The sequence below is a fragment of the Spirochaetales bacterium genome, assembly GCA_016930085.1.
Classification (GTDB): domain Bacteria; phylum Spirochaetota; class Spirochaetia; order SZUA-6; family JAFGRV01; genus JAFGHO01.
The window spans coordinates 1-18,910 of sequence record JAFGHO010000076.1; the positions used below are offsets into that span (position 1 = coordinate 1).

The following is an 18,910-nucleotide window of genomic DNA, read 5'->3' on the forward strand; positions in this document are numbered from 1 at the left end:
ATTCGCGTTCGCGAAAACCCTCAATCCCGTCTCATCGATCTCCATCGCAAACTGCCCCTGCATCCGGAACCATTCCGTGTCGTCGATCTTCACTATCAGATATCCCAGCGCCTGTATACTGAACGAGTTCGCCGGCAGCTCGTATGTCCTCTCGCCGATACCCGGCAGCTCGATCGTCTCCGTCTTTGTCACATCCGCGGTGTTCAGCCAGATCAGCACCTCCGCATCCAGATAGATGCCGATTTGTTCGAGAAACGAAAAATTCGTTTCAACTTTCAGCACACCCCATACGTCACATCCGCCCCCCGTGTTGTCCACCACAAGCCGGCCCGCCATCGACGCGATCGTCCCCAGCGGCTGGATCGCGAGACTTCCGTTTACATCCATCGTGAAGTAACCGTCACCGAATACGAGACTGACCTCCCCTTCGATCACCGCTTTCACCAGATCCGGCGGTATCACCGTCAATTCTACCCCACCCGTGATCCTTATTTCAAACTGATCCGCGGGAGTCGCTTCCGTTACCTCTCCTCCGTCGCTCCGTGAAAAGAACATCTGCAGACTCCCCTTGACCGTAAGAATCTGGGTCTGGTCCGGTATGTCCATGAGAAACAGTATCGTAAACTCACCCGAATCGATATTGCCGAAATCGGCGTACATCTTCATGGTGGTCGTCACCGCACCGTCAAAAAAGTTCGCCCGCGCGTTGATGAGAAACTTCCCGTCCGTCGAGATCTTTATATCGATATCCGCGCTAAAGGTCTGCTCGCTGAGGTACTGGCAATAGAGGGTCGCTCCCCCTTCGATGATCATGTTCTGCGTCAGCGCTTCCCACGCCCCAAGTCCTTCGTTAGCCATCCCCTGAACCAGATCCTTTATCTGTTCCTTCATCTGCTGTAACCACTGCTCAGGGCTCAATTCAAGCGCCGGTTCAAAAGCCGGATCCCTCAGTTCCTCCGGGTCCGTGATATCGGGGAGCGTCTGGCCGAAGGTAATCCCGGCCCTGAAATTCGTTATGGTGATCCCGTACGGCGGTACGATCACTATCGGAACTGCCGCTGATAAATGTACAGATAACGGGCCGTATTCACACAACCCCACGCGGATCGTGAATCCACCGATTCCCGCGAATGAGAATCCGCCTTCTATTCCCGCATACAGGACACTCTCCGCCGCTTCAATATTCTGCGGATTCCCCGCCGGAATGATTTCTCCCGTACCGTCTAACTTCAATACTCCCACGATAAGGGTGGCGTTTACCTCCCCTCCGAACAGGTTCCCTCTTACCGTGACTCCCGCCGCTTCGATATCGATAATCGGAAACTCCCCGTTAAGGAGCTTCTGAACATCGATCTTCACCCCTTCGATCAAACCTTCGAACTCAAACGGCATCCCGTTGATGCTTACCACCCGCGCGGAAAGAATAATATAGAAATCCGACAGATCGGCCGCCGCATCCGGCCACTGGATCCCCAGTGTCGTTATCTGGATCGGCAGCCATTCGGGCCAGGCAAGGGACCCCGATGTCCCTTCGTCAAAACTCAGGCTGACAAAGAAATTTTCTCCCGGAACAAAATCTCCGTCCCCCTGGATACTGAAGTTCCCCCCGGACCCGCTTATCCCAAGCTGCGGCACGCTCACCGTTATCTCTCCCACCGAGAAAACGTCTTCCTCCGCGCCCGCATCCGGATTGATCAGTATATTCCGGGTCGTAAACTCCACATAATCTCCGATCGTAAAGCTGAGCGATCCTGCCGTGAAAACGAATTTGAGGTCATCCGGATCAGAGAAATCGAGGGACGCAGCGACGTTTTCCGCGCTCGCAGAAAAAACCGTACTGTCCGGGAATATTTCTACTGCACCCGCGGAAACGGTGATGGTACCCGCGAACGTCACATCCCCTCCATAGGTGACGCTGAATCCGCCAACCGTCACTCCGGGATTGGCGATGCTCAACGGCCCCAGGGTTATCGGATCGGGATCAGTATAGGTGAGGGTGAAGGAGCCGAAATCGAATCCGTTCTTCCTTATGACGATTCCCTCCACGCTCCCCTGCACGGAGAATTGAGGCACGTCGACCGTTCCTTCCGTGATCCTCACCAGTTCCTGCGCAGGATTATCATCCGCCGGATCATACCCGATAGCAATTCCCGTTGCCGTGACACTGATGATATCGCTTACCGCGAGGAAAAATCGGTCTATTGTGAATGCGAATGCCTTCGTCTCGACATTGTAGGTTCCCGTAATCCCGTAATCATCCGGGTCCGCCGGATCGTCGGTGATCGACGCGGTAAAGGAACTCCCCGGAAACAGGGTCGCCGAACCCGCCGCCAGCCCAAAGGTCCCCGTCAACTCGTCCGTATCCGCCTCATAGGAGAGTCCGTTTAATGTTATGGCCAGATCGTTGATTTCAAGAAATGTTCCAATTGAAAAAGAAGCAACCGTGACACTTCCGGATTCGATCGAAAACCCTGTGTCCCAGATTGTTAAATTGTTTACTGTAATTTCGGTTTCATTCAAAGGCAGGATAACGCCATGGAGGGTTGTAACTGAAAGATCAAACGCGTTTTCTAAAGGCGGTGCGTGCGCGTTGTAGGCACAATGCACTCCCTGCGCCGTGAGATTGAAAACATCAGGCATCGTGAACACAAGCGTATCGATATCGAGACTGAACTGCCCGCTCGAAAGGTCGTAGATGCCCCCGATGCCCACACCGTCACCGTTACCGTCACTTATCGTCGCCGTCAACGAGCCGAGAACGAGGCTTCCCGATAGCGCGCTCAACCCGAACGATCCGGTCATCGCTTCTCCCACCGTATAATCCAGCCCCGTCACCGACAATGCCGGCTCATGTATCGTTATGATTTCTCCCAGCTTGAAGACATCGAGTGTCGCCATACCCGTTCCCATCGAAAATCCGTTTTTCCGGATACTCAGATTCGTTATCGTTACCTCGGCTCCTTCCAATGGAATGATTTCGAGGGTAAAATCGTCAAACGAGAAGACAACCTGTTCCGCAGGACCTGACGGATCATAGTTGAAATCAATCCCGGCCGCTTCCGCTGAAAAGACTCCTTCCATATCGAGCGTCAATCCCGCTATGGAAAGCCATATCGCTTTTGTCTCCAGATCGAAATATCCTTCGAGCCCCGTGACGTCTCCGGTGAGACTCCCCACCGTCACCTCCGCTTCCTCAGCCGACAACCCGAAGGTCCCGGTTAACGGGTTCCCTGCCGTATAGTCCAGACCCGTCACCGAAAAAACCAGATTCGTTATATCAAGGACACCGCCAAGGTTATAGGATGCGATGATTATTTCTCCGCTTCCAAGCGAAAAACCGTTCTGCCTGACAATAAGTGAACTCAATACGATCGTCACGCCTTCAAGCGGTATTATATCCACGGTAAGGTCTGAAATACTCAGAATTTCCTGGGTTTCGGGACCGGTGGGATCATAGGAAACCTCCACATCCATTGCCGTCGCTGAAAGCACCCCTTCGATTTCAAAGAAAATACTGTCCAGATCGAGGCTGAATTTCCCTGTTTCGATATCATATGTTCCTTCCAGCGCCATGATATCTTCATCCCCGGTATCGTTAACGGTTCCCGATAAGACGCCGCCGATATCAAGAGAAGCCATTGTCGTCGCAAGGCCCAATACCCCGGTGAGTGGGGAGCCTTCCATATAGGAAAGTCCTGTGACGGAAAGCACAAGCTCGTCCATCGTAAAAAATTCACCGAATCCGAACTCTTCGATTATAATACTCCCCTGTCCGAGAGAAAAACCGTTATTGTATATGGTAAGATCGTCGAGATTCAACGATACATTATCGATCGGAATGATTTTGGCCGTCAGGCTGTCCATCGTCAAGAGTTCCTGGCCTTCGGGGGCGTTCGGATCGAAATAAACCGCGATTCCGGTTGCATTGACTGTAAGCAGATCGGGAATGAGAAAATCAAAGACATCCGCCGTAAGGGAAAATTTGTTTTCAATCAGATTGTATACGCCCGATATGGCGACGGTGTCCGTATCGTCCGCCGCGTCGCTGAATGTCGCTTCCAGAACATCGGGGAAACCGATTCGCGCATTGTCCGCTTCCAGTTTCAATATGTTACCATTGTCTTCAAAACTGAATGTCAGGTTATTTATCGTCAGGACGTCCCCGAGGACCAGTTCATCGAGGGTAGCGGAACCGCTGGCGGTAATATCGGGAGTTCCTCCGCCGAAAACATTATCGCAGGTAATCGAGAGGGTAAATTCTCCTGATGCCCCGTCAGCGATTAACTCTATCGGAATGATGGAATAAATGGAGTTATCGAGCAATGTCACGCTGAGGTTGTCGATATCGTAGTTTTCAAGCTCGCTTTCCGTGAGTACTCCGTCTCCGTCCGTATCCGCGAAATCGATTCGTATGCCGGCCGCGAAGTTGAAAAATCCTTCATCCATTCGCGCTTCCAATATTCCCAAATCGATACTGACATCGGTAATCGACGCGTCTATCTGCGCATAAAGTTCGATTTTGTTTATCCTGATGAAAAACTCGCCGTTTCTAAAACCGAACGCCGTATCCAGAATGATTTCAACGTCGACTTCGATATTCGAATCGGCGTTTAAATCTATTCCCAATGATTTCGCGGCTTCTCCCAGATCGGTGTAAATGTCGAGGACTTTTTTACTTGCAGAAATAGTGAATCCGATCGACTGTTCCGTTTCAGTATCGACACCCGTGACCGATAACGGATCGATATAAAATACGAAACCGCTTTCGGATGACGGATCCGAAAATATCAGCATCTTTTTCAATTGTTCGGTCACCGTATGAATGCTCGGAACCGTTTCGTTTTCGAACAATCCCGTAATCGGGTTGATGATACCTTCCTGAATAGCGCCCAATGGATTGATAAGGCTATTCAACGACACGGGGGACCCGTGGACGAAATCCATGTCCGTGTTCGCCACGTCGTTTGCGGCAATATTGTTTCCCGTATTCGTGTAATTTGTCTCTATCGCCAATTCCCAGTCGAGCGAACTCTCGCTTCCGTGAAGCAGCCATGTTATCACGTGTGCGTCGAGTTCCCCGTTTTCCTTGATCCATGACTTTTTCTTGTAGCAATGGTCTTTTTGTATTATCTCGATGGCCGCGCGCGTGTCCGCATCGAGCAGGCCGTTGACCGCTATCGTCGATGTGATCGGTATTTTCAACCCCTGTATGTTGATGAGTTTTTGGGCCCTGGCGATTGTCAGCGCCGACAATACATCGGGAACCGAGGTGATAATTATATTGTCTTTATTGACCGGAGGATCGATATGCATCTTTATATCATTGTATAGACTGCGTATCGAACTGCTGTCGTCCTTGTTATAATCGAACCCTGTCAGATTTGTATTACCGTTTTTATTTATGAATACGATCTCGTCCTTGTGGTCTTCATCGATATCGCAGACCTTGAGAATATCGCCCTGCTCGAATTGTGCATCATATACTTCCAGTTCGATGGTCTGGGACGAAGAAATGTAGAATGGCAAACAATCGATGTAATTGTAAATATACATTTTACCCGAACCGTTCGAGTGACCGTCGTTTACCGGTTCGACCACCACAAGTTCCGCATAACCGTTGCCGTCGATATCGCCCAACCCGAAAACGCCGGTCGTATATTCGAGATCCTTCTCTATCGTGTCAAAGGTTATGGTATAATTGTCTCCCGACTGAACGTTGAAATTCTTGTAAATAAAAACGCTGTTATTCAATACATCGAGCCATACCAGCTTGTCCTTGTTCGTATCGATTACAAGATCGACATTACCGACACACAGATCGCCCGTGACAAGAGGATCTCCCGTAATGTGATCCCGGATCGATATGTTCTTTTTACCCATAAAGGTATTTGCCGAACTATCGTATTCGTATACATCGACATCGCCGGTTTTGCCGTCGCCGTCTTTTCTCTGGATGATAATTTCTTTTTTGCTATCATTAATAAGATCCCCGATTAGAATAGTATCGGCTTCAGCGACATCGGCCTCGAAGGAGGTCAGTTTCGTGTAGCCGCTTTCCGTTCTTTTGAATACGTATATATTGTCGACAGGCGCAGGTGTAATATCAGGATTACAGATAACTATTTCATCGATATTGTCGCCGTCTATATCACCGTTTACTATTCTATAATTCGGTTTGACTTGAAGCAAAAGCCGCGACGGAAGGTCGGGTGCGTTGCCTCCCTCGATTGAATAACCCCCCTGCCAGTTGATGACCGCCTGCCTGCTTTCGTTGACACCGGCGACATTGACCGAAAAATCGATCGTAATATTGCCGATCGGAATATCAGGTGAAAAATATAAAAGACCTGAGGATTGAAAATCGGGAAGATACTCCTGATTTGTAATATCGATCAGTTCATAGGTTTCTATTTTTTGATACAACTCGAGATTGTTCGTGTCGTTGACCGTAAATCTTTCCGGCCAATATATCGTTCCGACTTCGGTAATGCCGTAACTATAATCGTAATCCAGAAGACGTGTGCATTTCAGCTCAGGATCATAATCGAGTATCAGGGTCCTTTCATTCTTTGAAATCGTATTTATACTGAAACCCGCAGAATATCCGGGACTCCAGTCAAGATCGATAGGGAAAATATCGCCCCATAATCCTTCAAAATTCTTTACCGACATTCCGATCTGCAATTCGTATCTTTTTCTGTCCTCTTTGCTTTCCGCACTTATATCGGCATCGATCTTTATCGTATAAAGGCCGCTTTCACTCAGCGTTATGGTTTCGGCGTCGAGATCCATTTCATCGCCGGAGGGATCATAGACCGTCATCCATGGCAGGAACACATCGACCGCTCTGAGATCAAAGGAAACGACATCTCCTTTTGTCCCTTCAAAATAATATAATTTGACCGTATCGTCTTTGAACGGTTCGGAAATATCTTCTCCCGTCACCGCTTTATTGGTGAATTTAAACAGGGGATAGTCATATGCCGGGAAATAGTTCGTTATGCCATTGCCGAACAGATCCTGTGAAATATAGCCGTACATCTGCTGCGCTATCGATTCATGGGCGAAGCGGTTCGGATGGGCGGTGCCCCCGGTAACGAATTTTCTCACGAAAGCGTATAACGGTTCCAGCGCTTCATTAATCCCGCTGCCTTCGAGCGCGTTATAAAGCGTATCGACCGCATTATTAATATCTGTCTTCGCATTGTTTAGAAAATCGATAATATGACTACTAATCGAATCGAGAAAATCGTCCAGTTTGCCCAATATATCGTTTCTGAGTCCTCTCGGAAGGAATATCAGGACATCGCCCACGAATTCGACGATTTTATCCTGGACATGTATCGTACCGTTTATTATTTCATCAATAACATCTTCAGAGAGTGTTTTCAGAAAGTCTATGCAGATCCGCAGCACGCTGAAATTGGCGCTTTGCATCAGGGCGGCATCTTCAGGATTTCGCAGCCAGCTCAAATTATCCCGTCCCAGAATTTCGAGTTCATTGGCGTCCGGCTGCCAGGATTCCGTATACGGGACCGGAACGGCGCCTCCCATCCCGTCATGAGATTCGAACCCATGAGTCGCACACGCTTCGGATATGCCGTCGATATATGTCCATCCGTGTGAAGCGGCGGCATCCCGGATCGCATTATTCAACGGTTCGATAAAATTGAGTCTTATCCACTCCGTTTCCTTTTCATCAATTTCCAGTGAAGGTAACTTTATGCCCAATATCTCGGGATTAAGCAGATTCAATCCGTGCCTGCAAAACTGGACTATTTCCGTCATCGTCGCTTCATCGATATATTCGTTATAAGTGGTGACATCAGGATATTCGGTGACATATATATTCAGCGGGCGGCCGGATTTTAAATTCTCGATCGCCGTTGCAACTTCCTGATACCCTTCCTTAAGCCCCTGTAATCCTCGTAACGGGGATGTATCGATCAACGCCAGCTTCGTCAGTAACGCCGAGCTTTTTACCGCTTCCCAGTCTTCCTGGGTACCGGTATTCACCGCAGTCTGAAGTTTCTTGAGGGCGTCGTTTCTTCCGGCAATCAGCTGGGCGATCGGTATATCGTCCACACCCAGATTCAGCAGGGCCAGCAACGTTATCGCGACGCGCTCAAAACCGATATCATTGCCGCCGATTCCGATAATCAAGGAATCGATCTTTCTTTCACCGACGATTTCGTCTATCATATCGATCTGAGCCGGGTGCCATTCTTCCGGATAAAACTCCGGATCGCCGAGATATTCGTTTTTATCTCCCGAAGCTTTATCGAGAAGTCCCTGATCGATTGTCGCCCCGGAAGTGGCCAGAAACACAAAGGTAACCGACGTGTGCGGATCACTCCGTTCGATCTCCATCGCCAATTGGGAGGACGCCGCGTATGCGCTACGATGAGCCTTGAGATGCCATAACTCCATCTGGATCCGTTCTTCGAGGCTTCCGTATTGGTCCCCCGCATCCGCCCAAAGTCCTTTCGTTCCGAAATATTTGATATTGGCTATCTGCTGTTTTAATTCCGGGTCATCGATATCAGACCAATTCCAGAGGGCATCAAGATTTTCCGTTGTAAATTCGGACGTATCGACTCCGGGAACATCGGGATTTCCCTGGCCGGAGGCGTATGAATCGCCGACGGAAACGATCAGAATATCGCGCACATTTATTTTTGTTTCGATGATTGTTGGAGTTCCCGTATCATAGCCGACATAGACCCTGACATCATATTCTCCCTGCGCAAGATGAAAGGACTGGGAGCTTTGGGAACCTTCAGCCGACTGTGCAACGGGTTCGCCGTTCTGTGTGATCGTAAAATGGTAAGAAGTGGGTTTCTTTGCCAGGTTGGTGGCGACATCCGCGTGAAAGGTGACTTTATATCCATTTTCAGGGTTGACATAATCATAATGGTTGGGAATATCGATCCGGCCGTCCCCGTTATTGTCCACCCCGTAACGCTCTTCCATTTCCCATGTAAAATCGACGAGCGGGCGCGCGAATAAATACAGCGTTTTTGTGTCCACGTCCAATATCGTTTCAAGAATGAGATCATCGACAATGATAGGTTTCTGTTTGGCCGAATAATTTTCCGTAATCCCGACCGTGCTCGTAATGATGGGAAAATAATCCCCTACCCTGGGCGTATAATTATTTCGCTGTCTCACTTCCAGCCGCCCGTTGAGTGTGACGGCGCCGGTCACGTTAAGCCGGTCAAAAGAGCTCAAGCTCCCCAGATCGACCAGAAGCGTATAATCCCTGTTCAATGTATAGTCACCCGATATCGCATCCGCCCCGATCTCCCTGCCGTCGGGGCTTTTGTATTTTATTTTAAGTATATGATCGACATCGTTGCCATAGAAAATCTCGACCGGATAATTCTCCCCTTCTATCGCGTCTTCCTGTGCCTGGTCGATATTCGCGTTATTCAGGAAATCGTAGGCCAGGCTCGATCCGTAATACGCGTTCAGTCTGTTTTCCAGTTCGCGAACGCTGATGATACTGACGGGGTTGCCGGACTTTTCAATTTCCGTGGTTTTTTCACCGCAATCATTGGCGACCCGTTCGTTGTAAAACTCAAAGGCGACGGCGGATGTATTTTCCGCGTTTATATCCGCCATCGAAGTGACATCATTGTCGACCAGAAAGATGACCTTCCATAATTTTTCAGGTGCGGTGACGTTTTTTGTCGATCCGGACGCCAGGTCCCGTTCGAACGTAATCGTATCTCCCGAAAAGGTATTCGTATCGTTTTCGAGTTCTCCGTACGCTCCCGAATAGATGTAAAGCGTCCTGGTTCCGCCGTAATATCCCGCAAGTTCCCTGCAATACTCCTCGAGGTATTCCCATGTCTGCTGGTTCAGATAGTTATACATTGGAACGATATTGGTCATCTTGAAAGTCGCGTCGGCAAATGCCTCAGAAATATGGCGGTCTTTCAACGGCGTAAAATGTCCCCTGTCGAACCGGATGAGGGAACCGTCCGGGCTTTGATAGGTTTCCCCCGTATCCAGGTTGAAAGCGAATGAACTGAGCAGCGACAAGGTCAGGTCTTCAGTGAACTCGGGCCGCTTATAGTCAACGAGGTCGTTCAGCCATCTGTCATTCAACTGCCACGCGACAAAATTGGGACTCATAATGTTATTATTGAAAGAAACCGCGTATTGGCCTTTTTCAAGCAGATAATTATAGGAATTATTGACCGGTGTTGTAATCGGATTACCCAGAAACAGATGATTCACACCGACATCGAGACAGAGATATTTCCCCTCGATCCTCGGGAAGAACTCGAGCCCCGGAACAAATTCGAGCCTGGTATTGTACGCCGTCAATTCCCCGTCCAGATACAGAAATACGAATTTGAATGATCCGCTTATGCTTGTATAGTTGAAAAGGTCGAAACTGTCGCCCAACACGGGAGATATACCGTCGATATAATAATGAAGATTTAATGTACTTTCTGTTCCTATCTGCAGAGCGCTTTCCGTCTCCGACTCGACGGAACGGCTCAGGAACGGAACGGTGACATAGAGTTCGATGCCTTCCCCCCAGATAGCCGTCGTTCCGACAGTGAGCCGTTTCCGTGAACCGTCATTGGTAACCTGGGTCGACGTATTTTCAAAAACCGCATAATCAAAACCGAAATCGACACTATCGCCCCTGGTGATAATTTCCATTTCTTTGATCCCGCCCGCATCGAGCGCGCCGGCTTCGATCAAAATAGAATCTCTGTTATGAGATAACGTGTCGTTATCGCCGAGATTGATGATCAATTCCTCCACATTCGTCAAATCAACGTATTCGAAGACTTCACCGCCGCTCGTTCCCCGGATCCTGCATGTCGTTTCGCTTATTTTCGATATTATAATATGATCTTCTCCGGGAACGGGAGGAAATGCTTCGTTCTCGAAGGTTTTCGTGCTGTTCGTATTAAAAGTAAAACTTCTGCCGTCGAACGTCGTCGGCTCGAGGCCGGTTGCATCGACGACCATCTCCTTGGTCCCCGAAGAAATGATTGTCGTACTCGACGTTTTTCCTATCGGTGTATGGCAGAAATTTAAATTTTCATTTCCCTTGAAATTAAGACTGTCAAACCAGGCGTCTCCTCCGTGAAAGAAAACGCCGCCTTCCAGCCAGAAAGGCGAACTGGCGTCAATCGTCAGCGTGTCGTCGGCCGATGTGGAACCGTAAATTGAAAGCCGGTATATTTCGCCCGGCGTCCACGACGAAATCTCGATCCCGTTCGCATCGTCCCATAACTGGAGGTTTGCCGGATCGGAAGGATTCACTCTCAATGTATAGATGTAATTCTGATCTGTTGTTCGATAGCCGATCGTTTCCGGCGGACCGTGCGGGGCGTTTAACGTCTTCACCCTTATTCCGCTTTCGCTTTCAGCGTGTTCGACGCTCCCGCAATCCCTCCATATAACAGTCTCTATATTGTCGTAATGAACGTTTATTTCCGCCTCATGGTTTGTCAGCCGGATCAATTCCGATCCGCCGCCCGCCGCCTCACACAAGCAGTCGAAGCCGGCGGAACCGTTTAACATCAAACGGTCGAAAGACGCCTCGCTTCCGCGGCAGTATATGTCCACATTATCGTGTATATCCGTCAGGTCTATGGAAAAAAGGTTGCCTTCTTCACCGGCACCCCGCATGACGATGCTTCCGGTGTCATGTATGTCAATCGACGCGAGAATCCGGTTGTCCGCATTATCCAAAAGCAGCAGCAAGGAGGTATGTTCCGGATCCGCTTTCAGCGTCATCGAATCGGTGTCGAAAAAAAGATCGCTTAAGCCGGATTCACTCTGGTAGGATAAATCATCGTTCAGGGATAATGTAACGGTCTTCTGAACTTCGACTTCCAAAACGGCATTGAAATTATCTACTAATGGAGACGCAACGGCTAAATTCCCCGCGTATCCGTCTCCCGACAGCAACAAACGGGGTTCCAATGCCTCTAATTGAAAAGAAGTCTCTTTTTTATTCATTTTTCAATAAAAATCTTTATTAATACAACACTTTGTTCACAAGATTTAGAGGCAGTATATCATAAATAAAACAGATGTCAATACTTTTTTAAAAAAAAACATTCAATGCGCTCACATATAGTCTAAATTATTGATAACTGTTTTTAATATAAATAATTGTTATAAATGTCAAGAAACAATTTGTAACGATGAGAAAAGCGCCAAAACCCGATGAAGAAATTTAACAGACAGTATGAAATAGAATTATGTAATATGGAAATTAAATTCTAAATGTTTGTGATAAGCGGGTTCAATCGCCTTTTTTCTCCGACCGCGCCAGCCGGAATCCGGCCACCCGAATCCTTTCGATCGGGTTTCGAACATGCCGGAAGAAAACACGGCCGAATCGTTTCGTATAGGATAAAAATCCGCCGCGTAATACCCGGCCGTATGAAGATTCGGGTCCTTTCGGATTATCCGAAGGAGAATCTTTATAGTAACCCCAGGAAAACCAGTCCCAGCACCATTCATTCACGTTTCCGGTCATATCGAAGATCCCCAGTTCGTTCGCCTTCCTGCGTCCGACGCTATTCGTGGATTGATTTTTATCGGAATATTCCCAGACTACAGCGACATCGTCCACCTTGTCGCTTCCGCTGTATATATATCCCCCGCTCGAATTTCCTCCCCTGGCAGCGAATTCCCATTCCGCTTCCGACGGCAGTCTGTATCCGTCGGCATTGAAATCGCAGCGTACCGTCCATCTCGATGTATCATGGGAATAAGCGTCCTTATTATTCGGATCCGGCGTCTCTTTGTCGATAGCATAACAGGGGGTCAATCCCTCTATCGCAGACAATCTGTTGCAGAACTCGACGGCGTCGTACCAGTTGACGCTGTCGACGGGCCGGGCATCCCCTTTATAAAAAGAAGGATTATATCCCATGACCTGTTTCCACAGTTTTTGCGTCACTTCGTATTTCCCGATATAATAACCGTTCAAGGAAACCGTATGCGCCGGCTTTTCAATGTCATACCCATCCGGGTTCCCCATCTCGAATGTCCCTGAAGCGACATGAATCATGCTTTTATAATCGGAAGGGACATCCGCATGTTTTTTCATGTCCTCGACATCCAAAACGTAACCCGCTTCGGCTTTCTCGAGCAGGGAAACGGCCTCTTTGTAAAATTTTCCTGAATCCCCTGTTTTTTCCAGATAAAGCTTGACCATAATGACAGTTTCCCTGTAGGCTCTCCTTTTTTCCAGATCTATTGCCCAGAAATAGTAGGTTTTCGCTTCGAATCCGTTTTTAATTTTTGCCGCTTTTTGATATATTTCCGCGAATTTGACATGATCATGCATATCATAATATTTTCTTGCTTCACGTTTTATTGCCGTCAATTCCCGTTCGGTAATCTCTTCCGCGAAAACAGCCATTCTGCAAATCGTCACCAACAATAGACAGGCTGATAAATACAATCTGTGTTTCATATTTCTTTTCCTTCTGCAATAGAATGTATCACCATGCCGGTTTTATTTCAAATACAACATATCATGACACCGGGGCAACGAATTAATAACAGGGCTGCCTATAAGAGCGGCGCTATATCGGCAATATCGTTGTCACTCAAATTCAGTTTTTTGAGTTTTTTCAATCCCGCAAGCGGTGAAATATCCCGTATCTTATTACCGGATACATCGAGTGAAACCAGCGAGGTAAAATACTCGAGTCCGGTGAGTTTGATAACGAGCCGATTGTCGGCCGCCACATCTTTGATCGCTTCCACATCCGAGACAAGAACCGGCCCGGTTTTATGCAGAAGCTTCTTTACGTACTTTTCGAGCTGCGTATCCTCAAAAAAAACAACGCCGGGGGCGAGGTCCACCGGTTTTTGCCTTATCTGCTCGATTTTTATGATATTTTTCGATCGGAAAGACTCACAAAGCCTGATCGCGACACCCAGCATTTTTTCCAGTTCGGTCTCATGTGCGTAGATAAAATCCGGTTTATTGCGATAACGCCGAGGTTCTTTATAATGATTGAAAACAACCGGCACCCGTATGTCGTGATTTTTATACTGTTCCTTTATGATCTTGTCTGAAACCTCGATGGTCGTTTCCATATCGCCGGTACTTTTTATATCCGCGACCTTATGTTTTGTTTCTCTATGCCAGAAAGCCCCCCACATCCCGTCATTTGCATCTCCGTCACCATAGCAAAACACCAGACGCAAAGGGATCAGGTGTGTATCAGCGCTTAGAAGATCAAAATCGAACCAGTAATAGCTGCCGATACCCGAATCAAGTGCCTTTGCATCCCTATAAAGGTGGTGTTCCGGAAAATTAGGACATTCAAGAAAGCGCGAAACGGGACAATGTCCCAATGGGACAATATTTTTTATGGGAATATTGATGTCTTCTCTCCTCGTGATTCCCTGTTTTTCATATACCGTAAGGAAATAATCCGGCAGCCTGTCCGTGTTCACATCAATCGCCCGCATTGCCGAAAGACACCGGGGCCATTCGGCCACGGCAGCCCCGTCTTCCAGTATAAACGCATCGCCGTCTTTTTGGCCGTACAGACTGATTTTCGTTTTTTCCGAAAAACCGGACAATACCGACCGGTCTGAAATATTATTATAGTCGGCATTGATATACGTCAATTTCTTGAGTTTACTCAAAGGCGCAATATCCCTGATACGATTATGAGTGAGGATGATGGTATCAAGCGATGTCAACCCGGCCAATGGCCCGACCTCTTTTATCTCCGTATTCGTTACGTCAAGCGACTCGAGTTGCGTGTAGCGTGAGAAAAACGAGGTATCGGGCAGATAATTGTCCTTCATGCTTAATTTCTTCAATTTTTTCATAAAATGACATGTAAAAATACCCGTATCGCCTGCCAGGCTTCCCGTAAGAGAAAAATCCGATAAATTTTCAAGCGTATCGAGTATTGAAAAATCGAGTTTCGGGAATGCCCTCATTTTTAGTGTGGTCAATTTTTTAAGATGGCCCAACGCGCTTATATCCATAACCCTTATCTCAGAAATATCGAGATGTGTCAGATTTATAAGGGGTTTGAGAAAATCGAGACTGGCGGTTTCCGCTTTCCCCGCTTTCAGTTTACGCAGCGAAGTGAGGTTTGAAAGCCGGTCGACATTCAGAAGGGTATTGCCGGATAGATCCAATTCTTCGAGGCCGGGCGAAATTTGTTCTTCCCTGCACTCCATTTCCCCCGGCCCGTCCGGTTTATCGTCTTTGTCTTCACCATTATCCGGCCGGTACGGCGGATTTCCGTATTCGCCCGTTGCCGTTATCATTAACGTGTTCATCGTACAGGTAACCGTCTGCATTACGAATAAAAGCAGAACGTACCATTTTATGTATCGCGGATATTGTTTCACCTCACCATACCACTTGTTCATTCTTGTTTTTTTATTGTTTCGGCCGGACATGGATGCCGCCCCTTTAAGAATCACGAGACTCTTATGACGCCGGCCGGACGGTTAAAACCGGATAAAGTATAGCAGAAATCAAAGATTTGTAAAAGAGAAAATCCAGGCCGCATGATGATTGACACCGGCACGTCTTGCATGTATAATATATCCCGAAAAATCATTACAAACCGACAAGGAGCATACGATGAGACGCATCCCGTATCGATTGACGATTATTCTTTCATTCCTTTTTTTGGCGTTCTTTCTGGTTTCCTGCCCCGATTCATCGTCGGGAGGCGGCGGAAACGGCGACCCGACCCCGACGCCCTCCCCCGCACCCGGCACACCGGCCCTGGTCAATTTTGAAGCGGACCAGCAGGATGACATCAGGTGTGCGAGTTACATAGACCCTTTCATCCCGAACGGTGACTATACGATTTTCGACGCCGCCGGGGAAATGGATGACCAATGCCGGTTGATATGGTCGTATGACAATGAGAACGTCCATGACGGGACAGCGGCCCTCAAAACGGAGGGGATGCTGGTGACGGGGGTAAACGGAGACAACGACCGCGCCACCTGCCAGTTCATGATCGCCCTGACCGGGACCCCCCACGGTACGGATCCCCTTGTCGGGGACGGTTCTTATCTGACTCTGGCGAATAAAACGGTCACCGCAAAGGTCCATATTCCTGCGGGCTCTCCCATTACCGCGTGCATGATCATCCTTTTCAACTCCGGCGCGGGTGAAACCGCGCTTACTCACTATGCATCCGTCTCCGAGGGCTGGAACGATGTCTCCTATGGTTTCGATGGATCGGGCAACGTCATCTCGATCAATGGCACATCCGTGGGACCATTGGCGCCAGGCGGTGCGTTCAATATCGCAAATGTGAGATGTGTCGAATTCCGTCTCGGCGGCCCGACATCGGAAAGCGGGGTCGCGGGAAGCGCGGACTGCACCATCGACAGCATCAACTGGTAGGCCGGGGCCGGACCATGGCCGGGTGAGGCCTCAAAACCGCACATATATTCACGCGGAAACGAAAGGAGTGATCATGAACAAAACAGTGCTGCCCGTTGTTTTCTTTATCCTTGCCTCGTGCGTTTCCGCCCCGGCACCGCCTCCGCCCGGATCTGCCGTTACGGGAATGATCGAAACGATACGGGAAGATTCCGCAGGCGATATTCTGGGCGTGGCCGTCTCCGTTCCGGAGTACCGTGTTCCGGACAATTACGACACATTGAGCGGCGAATACGTCACCCTTTTCAATCAGTTTGTCGACGCCTATAACGACGGGGACTATTCGGACGCCCTCGTCCCGCTTTTCCGTATCATACACACCTATGACGACCTCGGAAAATCCCTTGACGCGATCGGCATATGCTACCTGTCGCTCGAAGAATACGGCAAGGCCGTCCCGTACCTCATCTACGCGGAGGAATCAGGTTACAGCGATGACGTCCGGCTTGAGGAACAGTTTTTTCACGCGTTTTTCGGTATCGGATACAATAAAATGACGTCGGGCGATTACCGTTTTGCACTGGCCTATTTCAAAGAAGCCCTCGGCTGCAAAGCGGACCCCGCGGTAAAAAACAATATCGCCTGGTGCTACACGAGACTTTCCGAATCCGCCCCGTTACACGATTCGATCGGGATACTCGAAAACGCGATCCGCTTTGTTTCCGGCTTCGATGTCGACGACCAATATCTCGAGGATATCGCTTTCCGTTATGTGAAAGCGGTAATCAAGGCGGCAGAAGAAGCCCGTTACGCGAACGCGGCCGGTTTCGCCGAATATGCACTTTCACGCGCCGATTCCCCCTATATACGGCTCAATCTCGGCTTGTTGTACATCCGTATGCGCCGTATTGCCGCGGCCCATGCCGAGTTCGGCCATATTGTCACTCATCATAAAGCGTCCGACGTCTTCGATATCGGTCTGACATTGTATAATGAAACGAAAAGCGTGAGGTACCGCCATGAGGTTGTCTATCCCTTTACCGTCATCCCCGCAGGCGGGACCCAGACGGAAGCCTATGAACTCGAGATCACGGCACGGGTGCCCCAGACCTGCCGCAACCAGAAAACGGAAGCGATCAAGGCGTATGTCAACGGCACAGCGGTCCCCTTCTCCGCCTTAACCGATAATACCGGCAACAGCCTCATCGAGTTTTCGTTGAAAGGACCCGCCCTCAAAAAAGGGAAAAACGAAATCAAAATCACCTCGACCGTCGAAAAAACCAGCATATTCACGGGGCGGGAGGAAATCGAGGCATATTCGATCGGTAATTACAACCGGAACGACCCCTTTTTCAGGCAAAACCTCGCTTCCGACAATAAGGCGGATTATACGCTGCCGGAAATCAGGGCATTCACCAGGGAAATCACATCCCGTATGACATCGGAAAGCGTGCTTGAGAGGGTTTCCGCCGTCTATGACTTTGTCATCGACAAACTTTCATACGTGCTCGATCCCGAAGGAACCGACGAGCTGCGTATCGGCCGCCTCATAAAAAACTCCTACCGCGGCAACTGCCAGGATTATGCCCTGCTGACGATCGCCCTGCTTCGAAGCCTCGGTGTTCCCGCATCGATGTATTGCGGAGACACCTATGATTCCGACATCGGACACGCGTGGGCCGTGTTTTACACACCGGATAAACGCGCGGTCGCCCTGGATGCGACATGGGGCGATCATGAAGACCTGAAAACCCACTACTTTCTTACCGAAAGCAATAAAAACATAACGACGAGTTTTTCATACGATTCGGACATCCTCGAAGACGGAAGAGGAATCAATCTGTTTTCCAAAGGATTTACCGTCGAACTCGGCGACTATTCCTATACGATCGAAATAACCGATTAGTGCGCTTTACTCACATACAGTCCTGAATTATTAATAACGGTTTTTTTCCCGTTTCATTCATTGTGAAATGCCTTATATATATGGTATATTTTCAATATGGGGAAAAAAGCCGTAAAAAAGCATCACAAGCAAAGCCGGGCCTTGTTGAAAAAGGAACTGGAAAAGAAAGAGCGGAAGGCGGAGAAACTGCTTTGTTCGGCTGAAGGCTTCGAGAAGATGCTGGTCAAGACCGATCTGAAAATAACGAAAACCGTCAGGTTTCTCCATGATGTGATCGACGATCTCAGACTCTTTTTCGAACTGGTGCGGGACGTGGTCCGGAATCACTACACGGACATCCCGATCGGATCGGTGATCATTGTCGCCGGCGCCCTCCTCTATTTTCTCGCCCCCCTCGATGTCGTTCCCGATTTTTTCCCCGCGATCGGGTTTACCGACGACATTTCCGTGATTCTTCTCGTTATCCGGCAGGTAAAAAACGATCTCGAGGCCTACAAACAATGGCGGAAAAAGAAAAGAAAAAGCTTTATTCACTGACCGTGGCCGCGGGGATTTCGGGGCCGCTTCTCTTCATTTTTTGGAGGCGCACAATCTTCGGCAGACGGATAAAAAGGCGGTCGTTATAAAAG

Annotated in this window: 6 protein-coding genes; 3 read left to right on the plus strand and 3 right to left on the minus strand. The window is 48.8% G+C overall.

Annotated elements, in window-relative coordinates; translation table 11 throughout:
• From JW881_13515 to JW881_13525, 3 genes are all read right to left on the minus strand, one after another.
• A partial coding sequence (locus JW881_13515; GenBank protein ID MBN1698527.1) for a DNA/RNA non-specific endonuclease occupies window positions 1-11,994 on the minus strand: 11,994 nt, incomplete at its 3' end.
• Between the two features lie 289 nt (window positions 11,995-12,283).
• Window positions 12,284-13,465, minus strand: a complete 1,182-nt coding sequence (locus tag JW881_13520) for an SUMF1/EgtB/PvdO family nonheme iron enzyme (protein MBN1698528.1) — start codon at window positions 13,463-13,465, stop codon at window positions 12,284-12,286.
• A 98-nt stretch (window positions 13,466-13,563) separates the two neighbouring features.
• Window positions 13,564-15,429 (minus strand): leucine-rich repeat domain-containing protein, encoded by a 1,866-nt coding sequence (locus JW881_13525; protein MBN1698529.1) that lies wholly within the window; start codon window positions 15,427-15,429, stop codon window positions 13,564-13,566.
• Between the two features lie 187 nt (window positions 15,430-15,616).
• Between JW881_13525 and JW881_13530 the strand changes: the two genes are divergently transcribed.
• The 3 genes from JW881_13530 (at window position 15,617) to JW881_13540 (ending at window position 18,818) form a co-directional block, all read left to right on the plus strand.
• Window positions 15,617-16,396 (plus strand): hypothetical protein, encoded by a 780-nt coding sequence (locus JW881_13530; GenBank protein MBN1698530.1) that lies wholly within the window; start codon window positions 15,617-15,619, stop codon window positions 16,394-16,396.
• Between the two features lie 73 nt (window positions 16,397-16,469).
• Window positions 16,470-18,281: a hypothetical protein gene (locus tag JW881_13535; GenBank protein ID MBN1698531.1), complete on the plus strand. Its 1,812-nt coding sequence runs from the start codon at window positions 16,470-16,472 to the stop codon at window positions 18,279-18,281.
• Window positions 18,282-18,377: 96 nt separating this feature from the next.
• A complete protein-coding gene (locus JW881_13540; GenBank protein MBN1698532.1) occupies window positions 18,378-18,818 on the plus strand; it encodes a DUF1232 domain-containing protein in 441 nt (146 codons plus the stop codon).
• The last annotated feature ends 92 nt before the right edge of the window (window positions 18,819-18,910 follow it).